Origin of the sequence: Pseudomonas sp. ADAK2, assembly GCF_012935755.1 — a bacterium.
Classification (GTDB): domain Bacteria; phylum Pseudomonadota; class Gammaproteobacteria; order Pseudomonadales; family Pseudomonadaceae; genus Aquipseudomonas.
On record NZ_CP052862.1, the window covers coordinates 2,691,094 to 2,709,692 of the forward strand.

8 protein-coding genes are annotated in these 18,599 nt (G+C 61.7%); 7 read left to right on the plus strand and 1 reads right to left on the minus strand.

The genetic code is table 11. The annotated features are described in order from the left end of the window. Window positions 1–9 precede the first annotated feature (9 nt). The 4 genes from HKK52_RS12600 (at window position 10) to HKK52_RS12615 (ending at window position 4,159) form a co-directional block, all read left to right on the plus strand. Window positions 10–405 (plus strand): YbaN family protein, encoded by a 396-nt coding sequence (locus HKK52_RS12600; RefSeq protein ID WP_123509075.1) that lies wholly within the window; start codon window positions 10–12, stop codon window positions 403–405. Between the two features lie 223 nt (window positions 406–628). Continuing rightward, window positions 629–1,333, plus strand: coding sequence for a cysteine protease LapG (gene lapG / locus HKK52_RS12605; protein WP_169371083.1), 705 nt, complete (start codon window positions 629–631; stop codon window positions 1,331–1,333). A gap of 22 nt (window positions 1,334–1,355) precedes the next feature. Then, window positions 1,356–3,296, plus strand: a complete 1,941-nt coding sequence (lapD, locus tag HKK52_RS12610; RefSeq protein ID WP_169371084.1) for a cyclic di-GMP receptor LapD — start codon at window positions 1,356–1,358, stop codon at window positions 3,294–3,296. Window positions 3,297–3,910: 614 nt separating this feature from the next. Further along, entirely contained in the window at window positions 3,911–4,159 is a 249-nt protein-coding gene (locus HKK52_RS12615; RefSeq protein ID WP_169371085.1) for a DUF6124 family protein, read from the plus strand. A 192-nt stretch (window positions 4,160–4,351) separates the two neighbouring features. Here HKK52_RS12615 and HKK52_RS12620 read toward each other — a convergent pair whose 3' ends face one another. Then, on the minus strand, window positions 4,352–12,964 hold the full coding sequence (locus HKK52_RS12620) for a retention module-containing protein (protein WP_169371086.1): 8,613 nt from the start codon (window positions 12,962–12,964) through the stop codon (window positions 4,352–4,354). Between the two features lie 591 nt (window positions 12,965–13,555). Between HKK52_RS12620 and HKK52_RS12625 the strand changes: the two genes are divergently transcribed. The 3 genes from HKK52_RS12625 to HKK52_RS12635 all read left to right on the plus strand — a co-directional run bounded on the left by HKK52_RS12625 (window position 13,556) and on the right by HKK52_RS12635 (window position 18,577). Further along, on the plus strand, window positions 13,556–14,914 hold the full coding sequence (locus HKK52_RS12625; protein ID WP_169371087.1) for a TolC family outer membrane protein: 1,359 nt from the start codon (window positions 13,556–13,558) through the stop codon (window positions 14,912–14,914). A 126-nt stretch (window positions 14,915–15,040) separates the two neighbouring features. Then, window positions 15,041–17,200: a type I secretion system permease/ATPase gene (locus HKK52_RS12630; protein WP_169371088.1), complete on the plus strand. Its 2,160-nt coding sequence runs from the start codon at window positions 15,041–15,043 to the stop codon at window positions 17,198–17,200. A 9-nt stretch (window positions 17,201–17,209) separates the two neighbouring features. Next, the gene (locus tag HKK52_RS12635) at window positions 17,210–18,577 is read left to right on the plus strand and encodes an HlyD family type I secretion periplasmic adaptor subunit (protein WP_169371089.1); all 1,368 of its coding nucleotides are present in this window, start codon (window positions 17,210–17,212) and stop codon (window positions 18,575–18,577) included. Window positions 18,578–18,599: the final 22 nt, after the last annotated feature.

The window sequence follows — 18,599 nt, forward strand, 5'->3', positions numbered from 1 at the left end:
GTTTTGCCTATGGACAACCCCATAGGCAACCGCTCCCTGATGTTGCGCTACGTGCTGCTGGCCATCGGCTGGCTGAGCGTGGCGTTGGGGGTGATCGGGATTTTCCTGCCGGTGCTGCCCACCACGCCGTTCCTGCTGCTGGCGGCCGCGTGCTTTGCCCGCAGTTCGCCGCGTTTCTATCAATGGCTGGTCGAACATCCGCGGCTTGGGCCGTGGATTCGCGACTACCTGGACGGCAACGGCATCCCGCTCAAGGGCAAGGTCTACGCCATCGGCCTGATGTGGGCGAGCATTCTGTTTTCCTGCTACCTGGTGCCGCTGCCGTGGGCGCGGGGGTTTATGTTGACCAGTGCGGTGTTGGTCACGGTCTACATCCTCAAGCAAAAAACCCTTCAAAAACCCTGATCCTATCTCCGTGGTAAAGGGCTTTTGGTTGATCGTTCCCACGCTCTGCGTGGGAATGCCTCAACGGACGCTCCGCGTTCGGCTTCAGAGGGGACGCGGAGCGTCCCGGGCTGCATTCCCACGCAGAGCGTGGGAACGATCGGGCGCCGCCGGTCCGACGATCAACCCTCCCCCAGCCAAAACACCACCTAAACTCCAGTCATCTGCACCCGAGCAGCCAGACATGTCTTGCAGTCGGCGTAGTCCAGGATGGCCAGCGCTCCGACTTCGGTTCGGCGGTTGGCTGCTGGCGGTTTTTTTGCTGGCCGGGTTGGGCCGTGTCTGTGCCGATTGGGATTTCGGGCTGATCCTGCAAACCGCCGAACAACGCTACGGCCCCCTCGGCCCGGCCCAGGGGCGGATCGAGGCCTGGAACCAGATGCTGCACAGCGAACGCAACCAGCCAGAACGCGAACAACTGAATGCGGTCAATCGCTTCTTCAATCAGCAATTGAGTTTTCAGGACGACAGCCGCATCTGGCAGCAGATCGATTACTGGGCCACGCCTGAAGAGTCCTTGATCAAGGGCGCCGGCGATTGCGAGGACTATGCCCTGGCGAAATATTTCAGCCTGCGTCAGCTCGGGGTGCCCAGCGAGCAACTGCGCATTACCTACGTCAAGGCCCTGACCCAGAACCAGGCACACATGGTGCTGACCTTCTACAGTAGCCCCACGGCCGATCCGCTGGTGCTGGACAACCTGATCGGCGAGATCCGCCCCGCCTCGCAACGCAAAGACCTGCTGCCGGTGTACGCCTTCAACGCCGAAGGCCTGTATTTGCCTGGGGCCAATGGTGGCAAGCGCAGCAGCGATTCGAAAAAGCTGTCGCGCTGGCAAGACGTGTTGAAAAAGATGCAGGCCGAAGGGTTCGCCGTGGGCGACGGCTAGCCGCCAGAGCAAGGAGCGTTTTATGTCACTGCGCAAACAATTGTTTCTCGCCATTTGCCTGTTTCTGCTGGTGGCGTTCAGCGGCAGTTTTTTTGTCAGCCTGGAAAGCTCCCGCGAGCAAATGCTCGGACAATTGCGCTCCCATGCCCAGGACGCCGCCACCGCGTTGGGGCTGTCGCTGACCACGCAGATCGACGACCCGGCGATGATTGAATTGATGGTCAGCTCGATTTTCGACAGTGGCTATTTCAGCAGCATCCGCGTCGTCAACATCGTCGATGAACAGGTGCTGGTGGAGCGCGACGCCCCTGCGCGGATCGAGGGCGTGCCCGAGTGGTTCGTGCGCCTGGTAAACCTGCACGCGCAAGGGGGCGACGCGTTGATCATGCGCGGCTGGGAGCAAGTGGCGCGGGTCGAAGTGCTGAGCAATCCGCAGTTCGCGTTGGCCAAGCTCTGGGACAGCACCCTTGGCAGCCTGGCCTGGTTGCTGCTGTGCGGCGTGTTCAGCGCGATGTTCGGCGGCTGGCTGCTGCGTCGGCAATTGCGCCCGCTGGACAAGATGGTCAAACAGGCCGAAGCCATCAGCAAACGGGAATTTCTGAGCCTGCCGAAACTGCCGCGTACACCTGAGCTGAAACGGGTGGTGCTGGCGATGAACCAGATGGTCGAAAAGCTCAAGGCGCTGTTCGCCGAAGAAGCGGCGCGCAGTGAAAAGCTGCGGGCCGACTCCTATCAGGACAGCCTCACGGGCTTGGCCAACCGTCGCTTGCTGGATGAGCAATTGGCCGATCATTTGCTGGTCAGCGAACAAAGCAGCGACGGCCATTTGCTGATGCTGCGGATCAACGACCTCGCCGGCCTCAACCAGCGACTGGGCGGCCAGCGCACCGATGCCTTGATCGGCGTTGTCGGCGAGTTGCTCAAGCGCCTGACGCAACTGCCGGAGCGGCGCACCTGGCTGGCAGCGCGTAATCGCGGCGGCGAATTCAGCCTGCTGACCCCGGGCCTGGACGACAAGGACGCCGCGCGCCTGTGCGCCGAAATCAGCGCCACCCTGGAAAACCTGCGCCTGACCGGTGCCAGCGACAGCATGCCGGTGGCGCACCTGGGCATCGTCGCCTACCAACCGGGCGAGCCCGCCGGCGAGGTGCTGCTGCGCCTCGATCAGGCCTTGACCCAGGCTCAGCAACATCCCGAGCGGCCGTGGGTACACCTGGATCATTCCAGCACCGCGCCAAACCAATCCCAACACGATTGGCGCAACTGGATCGACGACGCCCTGACCCACGGCAAGCTGCAGCTGTATTTCCAACCGGTGGTGCAATGCGCCGACACAAGCCAAGTGCTGCACCACAAAGTCCTCGCCCGCCTGCTCGACCCACAGGGCGAAGCGATTGCCGCCGGGCACTTCCTGCCGTGGATCGAACGCCTCGGCTGGTCGGCCCGCTTCGACCTGGCCATGCTCGACGCCACCCTCGACTACCTCGCGGTCAATCGCTGGCCCCTGGCGTTGAGCCTGTCCGGCACCACCCTGCGCGATCCGGCGTCGCTGCAACAGATCGTGCAGTCCCTCGACTCCCTGCCGGAACTCGCGCCGCTGCTGATCCTGGAAATCGACGAACGCCAACTGCCGCCCCCGGACGAATTGCAGCGCCTGAGCCACAACTTGCTCAACACCGGTTACCGCATCGGCTTGCAGCATTTCGGCGGGAGTTTCAGCCAGATCGGCAACTTGACGCAGTTGGGGTTGGCGTACTTGAAAATTGATGGGAGTTACATTCGCGGGATTGATGAGCAGCGTGATAAACGGCTCTTTATCGAAGCGATATTCAGGGCGACTAACAGCATTGATTTACCGTTGATTGCAGAGAGGGTTGAAACGCAGGGCGAGTTGGAAGCGATCAAGTCCCTAGGGTTATTTGGGGTCATGGGGCGGTTGATCGGGCCGCCGGAGCCGATGTGAGTTCGTCAGATAACCGCGTTATCGTCTTCACGAGCAGGCTCGTTCCCACAGGAGGATGGTGCGGGACGCAGCATTATTGATCGTTCCCACGCTCCGCGTGGGAATGCAGCCCGCGACGCTCCGCGTCCCATTCAAAGCCGAACGCGGAGCGTCCGTTGAGGCATTCCCACGCGGAGCGTGGGAACGATCCCCGCGGTAGAAAAGGGGACGTATTTATTTATCAATTCGACGTAGTAAAAAACCGTCCTGAGTGAGCAGTAAACGGAGATGTTTAATCAACATCTCCAGACACTCTCTCACCCTACATACCCTTGCGTAGCGGCCTACAGCTACGCCAGAATCCGCCGGCTTGTGCGCCTTGGGGTCGGGTTTTATCGTTTGCGGGTAGCTGAAACATCAGCGATCGGATTTGACCGTCCGACTCAATCAAGGCGCCCCAGCGTCCAAGACCTGTTTCAGGAAATCGTCTGAAGCATCGTGTCGCGGTGGCTGTGCGTGGGACACCTTCGGGTGTGCCGGATTCCTTGATTTCCGGTCGGTCAACCCGCGTACAGCTGCCACCTTATTCGGTTGACCGCGAACCGTGGCGGCTTCATTAATCAAGGAGCAGCACCATGTTCAAAGCCACACCCAACCCTCCGCGCAAGCCCAGTCCGTTTTTCCTGGTTGCACCCGGCATCAACACCGAAAGCCTGTTGGCCAACGCCTGTGAATCTCTGGCCTCGGCCCATGTCATGGCCAACGATCTTGCAGGCTTCCTGGAAAGTCCTCACCGCCACACATTGCTCGGCATCGCGCAGGTCATCATGCTCGGCGAACTGACGGTGAATCGGGCGCTGGATAACCTCGACCCGAAGGGCTAACGCGGATTGATCGTTCCCACGCTCCCGCGTGGGAATGCAGCCCGGGACGCTCCGCGTCCCATTCAAAGCCGAACGCGGAGCGTCCGTTGAGGCATTCCCACGCAGAGCGTGGGAACGATCCCCGCGACCACAAAAAAACCCGCCATCCCCTTTCAAAAGGATGGCGGGTTTTGTCGTTTCAGCTTTACGGCATCAAACGGTATCCACCTTCAACGAATGGTCATTGAGCATGCCAGTGATGATGGTCGCCGTGTCGTGCCCGCCCGCCACCACGCCGCCCGCTCCTGGCGTGACGCCGTAGTGGCTGGCGAGGTTGACGCCGGCCAGGTCGATGGTCTGGTTCGGCATGGCGCCGGCCATGGCGCTGACGTCGATGCTGGTGACCAGGCTTGCGCCGCTGCCGGTGACTTTGAAGTGCAGGTAGTCATCCAGCGACGCCGCCGTGCCGTTTTCGCCTTGCAGCAGTTGTGACAGGTCGAGTTTGTCGGTGCCGGGGGTGAAGTCTGTGACCACGTCGTGGCCGCTGTTGCCGGCCAGCCACTGGAAGGTGTCGGCGCCCGCGCCGCCGGTTAGGGTGTTGTTGCCCAGGCCGCCGATGAGGAAGTCGTCGCCGCCGCCACCGTTGAGCACGTCGTTGCCCAGGCCACCGTTGATCACGTTGCTGTTGTTGTCTCCGGTGAGGGTGTCATTGAAGTTGGAGCCGGTCAGGTTCTCGATGCCCGTGAGGGTGTCGGTGCCGGCACCGAGGGTGTTTTGTGCGGTGAGCAGCCCCAGGTTGACGGTGACGCCGGCCGTGGCGTGGGCGTAGCTGGCGGTATCGGTGCCGGTGCCGCCGTCGAGCAGGTCATTGCCCGGTCCGCTGTACAACAAGTCGTTGCCGGCGCCGCCGTGCAATTCGTTGTTGCCTGAGCCTGCGGTGAGCACGTCGTTGCCGTCGCCGGCGTTGAGGATGTTGTTGCCGGTGCCGGCCACCAACACGTCATCGCCCGAAGTGCCGGTGAGGGTGTGGCCGTCCTGGTAGCTGATGGTCACGTTCGCCGTGTCGCTGCCGCCATGGTTGTCGTTGGCGGTGTAGGTGCCGTGGTAGTCCGGGGTGAGGTCGTGGGCCCCGGCGTAGTTGACGGTCATGGTCAGTTGATAGTTCTCGGACCCCGAGGTGTTACTGCCACTGGTGTTGGTGATGTTGGTGACGTGGATCTTGTAGGTGCCATCGGACGTCGCGGTGATGGTCCCGCCGTCGGCGATGGTCACGAACGCACCGCCATTGAGCGAGTACTCCATGGTGACGTGACCGGCCGCCAGGTTGTGGTCCAGGTTGAGGGTTTCGCCCTGTTTCAGTTTGACGGTGATGAGGTCTTCATCGTTGGCGTTGGCACTGGTGACCGTGCCCAAGTAGCCGCTGATCACCAGCACGGCGGTCATCGCTGCCGTGTTGGCCGCAAACGAGTTACGCACATCCGCCAGTGCCTGGTTGGCGGCGTTGTTGCCGGTGCCGGCGAAGCTGATCGCGCCAGTGCCGGTGAAGTCCGCGCCCTTGGCCACCCAGCCGGTGTTGAACGTGGTCGGGGTGGCCGTCATCGGATCGCCATTGGCGTCGGTGTCGTTGGCCAGCAACAATTCGCCCGGCACCACGATGGTGCTCGACAACACGTTGGTAATGATGTGGTCATCGACCGCTACCGGTGGCGCGTTCGGGATCACTTTGACCGTCAGTGTCGAGCTGGCCAGGTCGCCATCGTTGTCGCTGACGGTGAAGCCGATGTTTTCAGTGATCACCACGGCGGTGGTTTTCTGCGAGGTGTAGGTGTATTCGCCGGTGTCGAGGTTCACCACCAGCGTACCGCTGTTGTTGGTGGCGATGCTGATGGTGTTGTTCACCGTGTTGAATGTGCCGTGGTTAGTGCCACTGAAGGTCAGCGAACCCTGGTTGCTGTTGCCTTTCGGGTCGTAGGTGTAAGTGGTGCCATCGATCACGATGGTTTTGATGAAGCCGCCATCGGCGCCGAACGAGCCGCCCTCCAGCAGCGTGCCAGTCACAGGTGCACCCTGCACCGTGCCCGAGAGCACCGAGTTGAGTTGGTTGAGGTCGGTGACCACCACCGCGTTGGTGTTGGTGTGGGTGCTGCCGTCGTAGGCCAGCGGGTCGAGGTTGGCGTTGCTGACGCCACTGCCCAGCCCAATTGCATAGTTCTTGATGCCATTGGCGTCGAGGAAGTTTTTCAGCGCGGCCTCGTCCGCCGTGCCGATGTCCCCTTCGTTAGGTTTGCCGTCAGAGAAGAAATACCCGACGTTCTGCGCCCCGGTGAGTTTTCCCGAGGTGTTGAACGCAGTTTGCAGGGTCGCCACAGCCGCGTCGTAGTTGGTGCCACCCCCAGCGGTAAGGCCGGCGATGATCGACTTGGCCGTCGCCACATCGACCCACACGGTGGTTTTGTCGGTGGCGCTACTGCTGAAGGTGACGATCTGCACTTTCACATCACCCAGGTCATCGTATTTGTCGAGCAAGGCACTGATCGCCTGTTTCGCCAGCGCCAGCCGCGACAGGCCTGGCACCCCGGAGGCGTCGGCCATACTGCCGGAGACGTCAATGACCAGCAGCAAGTTGGAATCGACTTCCACCGCCGTCACCGAACGGTCCGACGCCACGGCTTTTGGCACGTCATCGACGATGTTGACCACGATGGTGCTGGTGGTGCTGTTGCCCAGCGCATCGGTGGCTTTGTAGGTGAAACTTTCGCTCAGGGTGTTCGGCCCATCGTTGGCATTCGGCGAGGTTTTCGGCGCCGAGGTCAACGTGTAGGTGTAACTGCCGTCCGGGTTGATCAGGATTTGCCCGTAGGTCCCGGTGGCGCTGCCGACCACGCTGTACGTCAACGGACCGGTGCCGCCGGTGACCGAACCGACCAGCGTGCCCGTGGCAGTTTCGCCAGTGCTGGTAGGGTCGCTGCCGGTGACCGTGCCGGGGGCCAGGTCGAGTCCATCCTTGCTCAGATCGAGGGCTTTTTCGAAGACCGTCACGTCCTGATCGACCACCGCTTTGAGGCCGCTGTCGGTGACGTTGATGGTGAGGGTGGTGGTGCTTTCGTCACCGTCGGAATCGCGCACGGTGTAGACGAAGGTATCGGTCGCTCCCGCCACGCCGACCGAGTTCGGGTTGCTGTGGTACACGGCGTTGCCCGCCGCATCCAGGGTCAGGTAGCCGTAGGTGCCGTTGATGTTGGTGCCCAAGCCGCCCACCGCCGAGGTCCCGGTGTTGCTGCCGGCGCGCACGCCGATCACCGCGCCGCCCGCCGCTGCGCCGTCGGCACCGAGCACGTCGTTGCCGAGCACGCTTACGTTGACGGTCGCGCCTTCGGCCACGGTGCTGGTGTCTGGAGCAGCGGTTGGCAGGTCATCGACGATGTTGACGTTGATCTGCCCCGACGCCGTGCTGCCGTCCGCATCCGTCGCCACCACGTTGATGTTTTCGGTGATGCTGTTGGCGCCGTTGGCGGTCGGGTGGCTTTCGTTATCCACCAGGGTGTAGCTGTAGCTGACCACGCCGGTGCTCGCGTTGTAACCGGTGACGGTGAACGTACTGCCGAGCGCGGTGGTGACCGATTGCGGGAAGCCTGCCGCCACGCCGCCGGCAACGACATGAATGCCGCCGACATCGAGGGTTTGCAAACCGTCCGGCGCGGTGACGGTGAAGGTGCCGCTCTGGGTCAGCGCTGGCGTGTTGGGGTTGGTGCCGTCGCTGAGGTTTTTCTCGTAGACGGTCAGCTCGCCGCCATTGACGTTGAGGCCATTGAGCGTCACCGGGTCGTCGTTGTTGTGGATGTTCAGCACCAGGTTGGCGGTGCTGGTGTCGCCGTCTGAGTCGGTGAGGGTGTAGGCGAACGTTTCCGTGCCGTTGCCACCGCCGTGCAGGTTTTTGAAGTCTGCATCATTGGTGTTCAGGGTGTAGGTGTAGGTGCCGTTGGCATTCAGCACCAGGGTGCCGTAAGTCCCGGTGAAGGTGCCAGGGGTGACCGGCCCGGCGTTCGGTCCAGTGGCGACCTGGTCCGCGCCCTGAATGTCGTTGGTCAGGACGTTGCCGTTGAGCGTCAACGCGGTCTCCGACGCCGCGACAGCATTACTGTCGTTCACGGCCTGCGGTACGTCATCGACGATCTGCACGACGATGGTGCTGGTGCTGATGTTACCCAGCGAATCGGTGGCCTGGTAGGTGAAGCTTTCAGTCAGCGAATTGGCACCGTCGTCGGCATGCGGTGTGGTGCTCGCAGGCGATGTCAGGGTGTAGGTATAGGTGCCGTTGGGGTTGAGCTGGATCTGGCCAAAGTTGCCATTGGCGCTGCCCACCAGGGTGTAAGTGATCGCGCCGATCGCCCCGGTGACCGAGCCAACCAGCGTGCCGCTGGCGGTTTCGCCGGTGCTGGTCGGGTCGCTGCCGACGACGGTGCCGGCCGCCAGGTCCTGGCCATCTTTTGTCAGGTCCAGGGCTTTTTCGTAGACGGTCACGTCGGTATCGCTGACCGCTTTGATGCAGCTGTTCGACACGTCGATGGTGATGGTAGTGGTGCTTTCATCGCCATCGGCATCGCGCACGGTGTAGGTGAATACATCGGTGGCGCCCGGGCCGTTCACCGCGTTCGGATTGCTGTGATAGACCGCGTTGCCGTTGGCATCCAGGGTCAGGTAACCGTAGGTGCCGTTGATGTTCGAGCCCAAGCCACCGATGGCCGAGGTCGAGGTGTCGCCACCGGCGCGCACGCCGACAACAGCACCCGTAACGGCCGGGCCGTCGGCACCGCCGATGTCGTTATCCAGCACATTGCCCGAGACCGTTGCCCCCTCGGCCACCGAAGCGCTGTCCGGGTGCGCCGTCGGCAAGTCGTCGACGATGTTGACATTGATTTGATTGGTGGCCGTGCTGCCGTCGGTGTCCGTCGCCACCACGTTGAAGTTTTCGGTGATGCTGTTCGCACCGTTGGCGTTCGGATGGGTTTCGGTGCCTACCAGGGTGTAGCTGTAGCTGACGACGCCAGTAGTCGCGTCGTAACCGGTGACGGTCAGCGTGCTGCCGAGCGGCGTGACGATCGATTGCGGGAAGCCGGCAGCCACGCCGCCGACCACCACATGAATGCCGCCGACATCGAGGGTTTGCAAGCCGTCCAGTGCGGTGACGGTGAAGGTGCCGCTCTGGGTCAGGGCTGGCGCGTTGGGGCTGGTGCCGTCGCTGAGGTTTTTCTCGTAGACCGTTAGTTCGCCACCCACGACGTCGAGGCCGTTGAGGGTTACCGGGTCATCGTTGTTGTGGATGTTCAGCACCAGATTGGCGGTGCTGGTATCGCCGTCAGCATCGGTAATGGTGTAGGCGAAGGTTTCCGTGCCGTTGCCATTGCCGTGCAGGTTTTTAAAGTCGACGTCGTTGGTGTTGAGGGTGTAGGTGTAAGTGCCGTTGGCGTTGAGGACCAGGGTGCCGTAAGTGCCGGTGAAGGTGCCAGGAGTCACAGGCCCGGTCGCTACGCGATCCGCGCCTTGCACGTCGTTGGTCAGTACGTTGCCGTTGAGGGTCAACAGGCTTTCCGAGGCCGTGCCGGCGTTGCTGTCGTCCACCGCTTTTGGCACGTCGTCGATGACGTTAACGTCCAGCGAACCATTGGCCGTGGTGCCGTTGTCATCAACCACGGTCACCGCAAATTGCTCAGGCAGATTGTTTGCGCCGTTGGCGGTTGGATGGGTGTCATTGCCGTTCAAGGTATAGCTGTAGCTGACCACGCCGGTGGTTGCGTCGAACCCGGTGATGGTCAACGTGTTGCCCAAACCGGTCGGAATCGATTGCGGGAAACCCGCCGCCACGCCGCCACTGACGACGGTGATGCCGCCGACAATGAGGGTTTGCACGCCATCCAGCGCGGTGATGGTGAACGTGCCGCTTTGGGTCAGCTGGGTGCTGTCAGGGGCGCTGCCGAGACTGAGGTTTTTCTCGTAGACAGTGAGTTCGCCGCCCTCGACGTTCAGGCCATTGATGATGACCGGATCGTCGTTGTTATGGATTTGCAGCACCAGGGTGGCGGTGCTCGCATCCCCGTCGGAGTCAGTGAGGGTGTAGGTGAAATTCTCGGTGCCGTTGCCGCCGCCGTGCAACGCTTTGAAATCAGCGTCACTGGTGTTGAGGGTGTAGGTGTAAGTGCCGTTGGCATTCAACACCAATGTGCCGTAAGTGCCGGTGAAGGTGCCTGGAGTCACAGGCCCGGTCGATACGCGATCCGCGCCTTGCACGTCGTTGGTCAGCACATTGCCGTTCAACGTCAGCAAGGTTTCCGAAGCGGTGCTCGCATTGCTGTCGTCCACCGCTTTTGGCACGTCGTCGATGACATTGACGTCCAGCGAGCCGTTGGCCGTGGTGCCGTTGTCGTCGACCACCGTCACCGCAAATTGCTCAGGCAGATTGTTCGCGCCGCCCGCCGTTGGGTGTGCGTCATTGCCGTTCAAGGTGTAGCTGTAGCTGACCACGCCGGTGGTTGCATCGAACCCGGTGATGGTCAGGGTGTTGCCCAACCCGGTAGAAATCGATTGTGGGAAACCCGCAGCCACGCCGCCGCTGACGACGGTGATGCCGCCGACAGTGAGGGTTTGCACGCCATCAAGGGCGGTGATGGTGAAGGTGCCGCTTTGGGTCAGTGCGGTGGAATCCGGCGCACTGCCCAAGCTTAGGTTTTTCTCGAAAACGGTGAGTTCGCCGCCCTCAACGTTCAGGCCATCGATGATGACCGGATCGTCGTTGTTGTGGATTTGCAGCACCAGGGTGGCGGTGCTCGCATCGCCGTCGGAGTCAGTGAGGGTGTAGGTGAAATTCTCGGTGCCGTTGCCGCCGCCGTGCAGCGCTTTGAAATCCGCATCGCTGGTGTTGAGCGTGTAGGTGTAAGTGCCGTTGGCGTTGAGCACCAACGTGCCGTATGTCCCGGCGAAAGTGCCAGGCGTCACCGGTCCGGTGGCCACCCGATCCGCGCCTTGCGCATCGTTGGTCAGCACATTGCCGTTCAACGTCAGCAGGGTTTCCGAAGCGGTGCTCGCATTGCTGTCGTCCACCGCTTTTGGCACATCATCAATCACATTGACGTCCAGCGAGCCGTTGGCCGTGGTGCCGTTGTCGTCGACCACCGTCACCGCAAATTGCTCAGGCAGATTGTTCGCGCCGCCCGCCGTTGGATGCGCGTCATTGCCGTTCAACGTGTAGCTGTAACTGACCACGCCAGTGGTCGCGTCGAACCCGGTGATGGTCAGGGTGTTGCCCAACCCGGTAGAAATCGATTGTGGGAAACCCGCAGCCACGCCGCCGCTGACGACGGTGATCCCGCCGACACTTAACGTCTGCACGCCATCCAAAGCGGTGATGGTGAACGTCCCGCTCTGAGTCAGCGCCGTGGAATCCGGCGCACTGCCCGAACTGAGGTTTTTCTCGAAAACCGTCAGTTCGCCACCTTCAACGTTCAAGCCGCCCAGCGTGACCGGGTCGTCGTTGTTGTGGATTTGCAGCACCAGGTTGGCAGTGCTGGTATCGCCGTCAGCGTCGGTGAGGGTGTAGGCGAAGGTTTCCGTGCCGTTACCGCCACCGTGCAAGGCTTTGAAATCCGCATCGCTGGTATTCAGCGTGTAGGTGTAGGTGCCGTTGGCATTCAGCACCAGGGTGCCGTAAGTGCCGGTGAAGGTGCCGGGGGTGATCGGGCCGCTGGTTGGGCCGGTCGCAACGCGGTCGGCGCCTTGCACGTCATTCGTCAGCACGTTACCGGTCAACGTCAGCAGCGTTTCAGACGCGGTGCCATTGTTGTCATCCACCGCCTTGGGCACATCGTCGGTGATGTTGATGTCCAGGGAACCGGTCGCGGTATCGCCGTTGGTGTCACCCGCGACCACGGTGAATTGTTCGCTGAGGCTGTTGGCGCCATCGCCGGCCGAATGGGTGTCGTTGCCGTTGAGGGTGTAGCTGTAGCTCACCACGCCGGTGGCCGGGTTGTAGCCGGTGATGGTCAGGGTGTTGCCGAGTTGGGTGGTGATCGATTGCGGGAAACCCGAGGCCGCCCCGCCGCTGATCACGCTGATGCCGCCGATGTTGAGGCTCAGCAGGCCGTCGGGCGCGGTCACGGTGAAGGTGCCGCTCTGGGTCAGGGCCGCCGGATTGCTCGCCGTGCCGTCAGGCAGATTGGCTTCGTTGAGGGTCAGTTCACCGCCCGCGGCGTCGAGGCCGCCGAGGGTCACGATGTTATTCACCGGCGGCGGCACGATCACCGGAGCGTCGTCGTTCTGCTGCACATCGGCGTTGTGCCGTTCTTCAGGAAACTCCGGAATGCCGCCAAAACCGGCAGTCGGGAAACCGATGTTCGGATCGACCCGCCCGCCCACTTCTTCCAGCAGCACGAAACTGTGACCGCCACCCAAGGCACCGCCAGGGGCGCCGCTCGAAGTCGGGCCGGCCGCGGTGGCTTCACCGGTTTGGGTCGGGTCAGCGCCGGCCGCGATGGCTTTTTGCAGTTGTTCGACATCAGTGAGTTGCGCCTGGCTCGGCGTCACCGCTTCAGCGGTGTCCACGTGGGGCACCTGATGCGCGAGCAGTTGGGAAGTCATTTGCAGGCTGCTGCCACGCCCCAGCGTCAGCTCCTGGCCATTTTGCAAATGCACCGCCACCGCGCCTTCGGCCCCGGTGACCAGTTGATCGCCGGCAAACAACCGGTCGCCCTCGACCAACGCGCGTCGGGTACCGTCGGCCGCAACCGCGAACACCTGACCAATGACCTTACTGACGATCCCAATGAGCGTAGCCATGTGCAAATCTCCTGCGCTGCCAACCGCTGTCGGCATCTGGTTGCGCGAAGAACGTGCTCATGGCGAAAGCGGGCTTGTCTGGCGGTCGTCTACCGGAATACGTGTTTACCGAGGTAAAACGCATTCCTGGCGACGTTCTCGCCAAGCGTGTCGTTCGCGGGCCATTTGTCCGGCTCGGCATAAAACCCTCTGCAATCAATGGCATCGGGTTCCAACTGCGGAACAACCTCCCTGCGAGCGATGCGTAACGGTCTTGATTCACTCGAGTGACAAAAAAATGTCACCTCAAAACCGTCCCACTTCCCTCCCCTCCAGCACTTCTCCGCCCTATGTCGCTAAGTGGATGGAACTTTCCTCAAACCCTCTGGAGCTCCCTAGGGCTCATAAATCAAGGGCTTTCGGATTGAACAATGTGCTGGATTTTTCAGAGCGCATAAGTTTTTTTTGACATAAGCCTTATGAGAAATAGTTCTTAGGTTTTCCCTAGAATGTTCTTAGCTCTGTTGTTACAAGAGTGAAACGGTTTCGCCTAAAAAAACGTCAAGTATTTGACGACAAGTAAGCACCATCAGGAAACAGGGAGAAGTACCCATGCGCCTTTTAACCCCCCTCTGCAGCGCGGTTTTGCTGGCCATGGCCTGCACTTCTCAGGCTCAGGCCATGTCGTTGACCGACGCGATCCAAAGCACCATCGCGACACACCCCGAGCTTGCATCGCGCGTGGACGCGCGTCTGTCAGCGGATGAACAAGTGAAAGTCGCCAAAGGGGGCTTCTATCCATCGGTGGATTTGAACGCTGCCTACGGGCGCGGCTACAGCGATAACACCAACACCCGGGCCTTCGGTAATCACCACACCGAAATCCTCAATTACACCCAGTCGGAATTGCGCCTGCGGCAGATGCTGTTCGACGGGTTCAATACCGCCAATGAAGTCGAGCGCACCAAAGGCGTGTCCAACTCCCGGGCCTATTACGCCCAGGGCACCGCCCAGGATCTGGCCCTGCGCACCATCGAGGTCTACCTCGAAGTGCTCAAACGCCGTGAGCTGGTGACGCTGGCCACCAACAACCTGCAAGCGCACATGCGCGTTAACGACCAGATCGGCCTGCGCACCCAGCGCGGTGTCGGCAGCAACGCCGACTCCGATCAGTCCACCGCTCGCCGGGCCCTGGCGCAAAACAACCTCGACACCGCCGAAGTCGATCTGGCCGATGCCGAGTCAAACTTCTACAGCGTCGTCGGGCGCATGCCCGATGAACTCGAAGCACCGCCCTCGACCCGCGGCGAATTGCCCACCAGCCTGCCGGAAGCCCAGCAGAGCATGGTCGAGAACAACCCGTACCTGAAATCCGCCCAGGCCGACGTGCAATCGGCCGAGAGCCAGTACGAAGTCGCCAAGTCGCCGTTCTACCCACGCTTCGACGCCGAAGCCGCAGTGGGCGCGAACAACAACGTGCAGGGCGATGAAGGCCACGACAACGAATGGCGCGTCGGCGTGATCATGAACTACAACCTGTTCCGCGGCGGCAGCGACAAGGCACGCCTGGCCTCCGATGCGCACCAGATCAACCAGGCGATGGACATCCGCAACAACGCCCTGCGCCAGCTCAACGAAAACATTCACCTGGCCTGGAACGCCATGGTCAATGCCAAGAAACAAACCCCGACCGCCCGCGAATACGCGGAAACCACCCGGCGTGTACGCGCGGCCTATCAGGATCAGTTCGGCCTCGGCCAACGGACCCTGCTCGACTTGCTCGACAGTGAAAACGAGCTCTACAACGCCAACCGCCGCTACACCGAAGTGCGCTACACCGAGGAGTACTCGATGTACCGCGTACTGGCGAACATGGGCCAGTTGCTGAGCAAACAACGGGTGGTGCTGCCCGCCGATGCGATCGCCTCCTCGGAAGTGAAAAACGAAGCCCGTTTGCCTGAACTGAAATAACCCCCGTAAGAGCTGCCACAGGCTGCGATCTTTTGATTTTGATTTTTTAAGATCAAAAGATCGCAGCCTGCGGCAGCTCCTACGCCGGGAGGTGTGTGGTTACCTATGCCAACAGGAGCGATCAATTTGACCAGCATGGAACCCGGCAACAGTGGTGTCGATCCGCGCCTGAGCTTCGATGACCCGCTTCTGGACGGTCTGTTGATCCTCTGCAAACTCCACGACGCGGCCGTCAGCCGCGCCAGCCTGAGTGCCGGCCTGCCCCTGAACAAGCAACGCATGAGCCTGGATTTGCTGCCCCGCGCAGCGGCCCGGGCGAGTTTGCAGGCGCGCTTGCTCAGGCGCGACCTGGCAGATATTTCCGCGCTCAACCTGCCGGTTCTGCTCATCCTCAACAATGGCCGCACCGCCGTACTGCGGCGCTTTGGCGACGACGGTCAGTTGCTGATCCTGCCCAGCGAAGCCGAGGGCGGTGAACAATGGGTCAGCCGTGAAGAGCTGACCGCCAATTACAGTGGCCAGGCGTTGTTCGCCCGGCCGCGCCATGAACTCGAAGACCTGCGCTCGCCGCTGGTACCGCGCGTCGAAGCGTGGTTTCGCGACACGCTGAAACTGTCGAAATGGCTGTACAGCGATGCCATCCTCGCGAGTTTTTTGATCAACCTGCTGGGGCTGATGGTGCCCCTGTTCGTGATGCAGACCTACGACCGGGTGGTGCCGAACCAGGCCGTTTCGACCCTGTGGGTGTTGGCTATCGGCTTGCTGATCGGCACCGGATTCGAGCTGGTACTGCGGGTGGTCCGCGCCCACTTGCTGGACACCGCCGGCAAGAAAACCGACGTGATCCTCTCGGCAACCCTGTTCGAACGCATCACCGGCATGTCGATGAAAGCGCGGCCGGCGACCATCGGCGGTTTCGCCCAGAGCATCCATGACTTCCAGGGCCTGCGGGAATTCCTCACCGCCGTGACCCTGACCAGCCTGATCGACCTGCCCTTCGCCGTGCTGATGCTGGTGGTGATCGGCTTGCTCGGCGGCTGGCTGGTGGTGATTCCGCTGCTGGCGTTTCCGATCACGATCATCTTCGCGATGGTGATTCAGGTGCGTCTGCGCGATACCGTGCAGAAAAGTTTGAGCCTCGGTGCCGAACGCCAGGCGCTGCTGATCGAAACCCTCGGCGGCCTGGAAACCCTCAAGGCCTGCAGCGCCGAGAGCGAGCGCCAGCACAAATGGGAAAGCACCCACGGCGCCCTCACCCGCCTCGACAGCCATGCGCGCAACCTCTCGGCGCTGGCGACCAACGGCACACTGTTCGTCCAACAATTTTCCGGCATGGCGACCATCGTCGCCGGGGTCTACAGCATCATCGCCGGCAACCTCAGCGTCGGCGCACTGGTGGCGACCTACATGCTCGGCAGCCGCGTGTTGGCGCCGCTGGGGCAGATCGCCGGTTTGATCACCCGCTACCAGCAAGCGCAACTGACCATGAAAAGCACAGATGCGCTGATGTCCTTGCCGCAAGAACGCGATCCCAAACAACGGCCGCTGGAGCGCACACAACTGCAAGGCGCGATGGACGTCAGCGGCGTGACCTTCCACTACAACGGCCAGAACGCCCCGGCGCTGGCCAACATCAGTTTCAGCGTCAAACCTGGTGAGCGGATCGGCATCATCGGCCGTAGCGGTTCGGGCAAAAGCACCCTGGCGCGACTGGTGATGGGGTTCTACACACCGGAAGAAGGCCAACTGCTGCTCGATGGGCTGGACCTGCGGCAACTGGACGTCGCCGACCTGCGCCAACAGATCGGCTACGTCGCCCATGACTTGCCGCTGTTGGCCGGCAGCCTGCGCGACAACCTGACCCTCGGCGCCCGTTACGTCAGCGATTCGCGCATGCTCGAAGTGGCCGAGTTGACTGGCGTCACCGAACTCGCGCGCCAACATCCGCAAGGCTTCGACCGGCCGGTGGGTGAGCGCGGGCAATTGCTGTCCGGCGGTCAACGTCAGGCGGTATTACTGGCCCGGGCGTTGTTGCTCGACCCGCCGATCATGCTGCTCGACGAACCCACCAGCGCCATGGACAACAGCAGCGAGGACGTTCTGCGGCAAAAACTCCACAGTTGGGTCCAGGGCAAGACTTTGCTGCTGGTGACCCACCGTACTTCGATGCTGAGCCTGGTGGATCGGCTGGTGGTGCTGGACAACGGACGGATCGTGGCTGACGGTCCGAAAGAAGCGGTCATCGATGCACTGCGCAAGGGCCGTGTCGGCTCTGCGGCCGTCTAGGAGTTGCCCATGGCTCGCTCATCGTCCGATGTTTCAAAGGATCGCGGCTACTTCGGCAGCTTCAGTAAAAGCGCGGAAAGCGAATACATGCCGGAAACCGCCGGCGCGGCGTTGCAGGATTCTCCGCGCCTGTCGCGGATCACCGTGTGGCTGGCGGCAGGGTTGCTGATTTCGGCACTGGTCTGGGCCAAGTTTGCGGTGTTGCAGGAAGTGACCATGGGCGAAGGCAAGGCGATTCCGTCAAGCAAGGTCCAGGTGATCCAGAACCTGGAGGGCGGCATCGTCACTGAGATTTTCGTCCGTGAAGGGCAAATGGTGAACAAGGGCGACACCCTGCTGCGCCTGGATGACACGCGGTTTCTGTCGAACAAGGGCGAAAGCGAGGCGGATCGTTATGCCCTGACCGCGCAGGTCGAGCGCTTGTCCGCCGAGGCTGAAGGACGGCCGTTCAAGCTCTCCCCCGAAGTGATCGCCAAGGCACCGCAAGTGGCCGAGGACGAACGCTCGCTGTACGAACAACGGCAACGGCGCCTGGCCAGCGAACAACGCACCTTGACCGAACAACTTCGGCAAAAAACCCAGGAACTGGCGGAATTCCGCTCGAAACAGGGGCAATTCAGTTCGAGCCTGGCGTTGCTGAACCAAGAGATGAACATGTCCGCGCCGCTGGTGGGCACCGGGGCGGTTTCGCCGGTTGAGATCCTGCGGTTGAAACGCAGCGCGGTGGAGATTCGCGGGTCGTTGAATGCGACGACCCTGGCCATCCCCCGGGCGGAATCGGCAATCAACGAGATCAAAAGCAAGATCGATGAATCGGAACAATCTTTCCGCTCGGACGCGGCCAAGGAGCTGAATGAGAAACGCACCGACCTGTCAAAAATCACCGCCTCCAGCATTGCCATCGACGACCGCGTGACCCGCACCACGGTGGTGTCGCCGGTGCACGGGATCATCAAGGTGCTGAAGGTCAACACCATCGGCGGCGTGGTCCAGCCGGGCAGCGACATGGTGGAAATCGTACCGTTGGAAGACAATCTGCTGATCGAAGCGAAGGTCCGGCCGCAGGACGTGGCGTTCCTGCATCCGGGGCAGAAAGCCATGGTCAAGTTCAGTGCCTATGACTACACGATCTACGGTGGGTTGAGCGCCAAGTTGGAGTTGATCGGCGCGGACACAATTACCGATGACAAGGGCAACAGCTTCTATCTGATTCAGGTGCGCACCGACAAGAATCACTTGGGCGGGGATGTGAAACCGCTGCTGATCATTCCGGGGATGGTGGCGACGGTGGACATTATTACCGGGGAGAAAAGTGTGCTGGATTACCTGCTCAAACCGGTGCTGAAGGCGCGGACTGAGGCGATGCGCGAACGCTGATCGGTGATCGTTCCCACGCTCC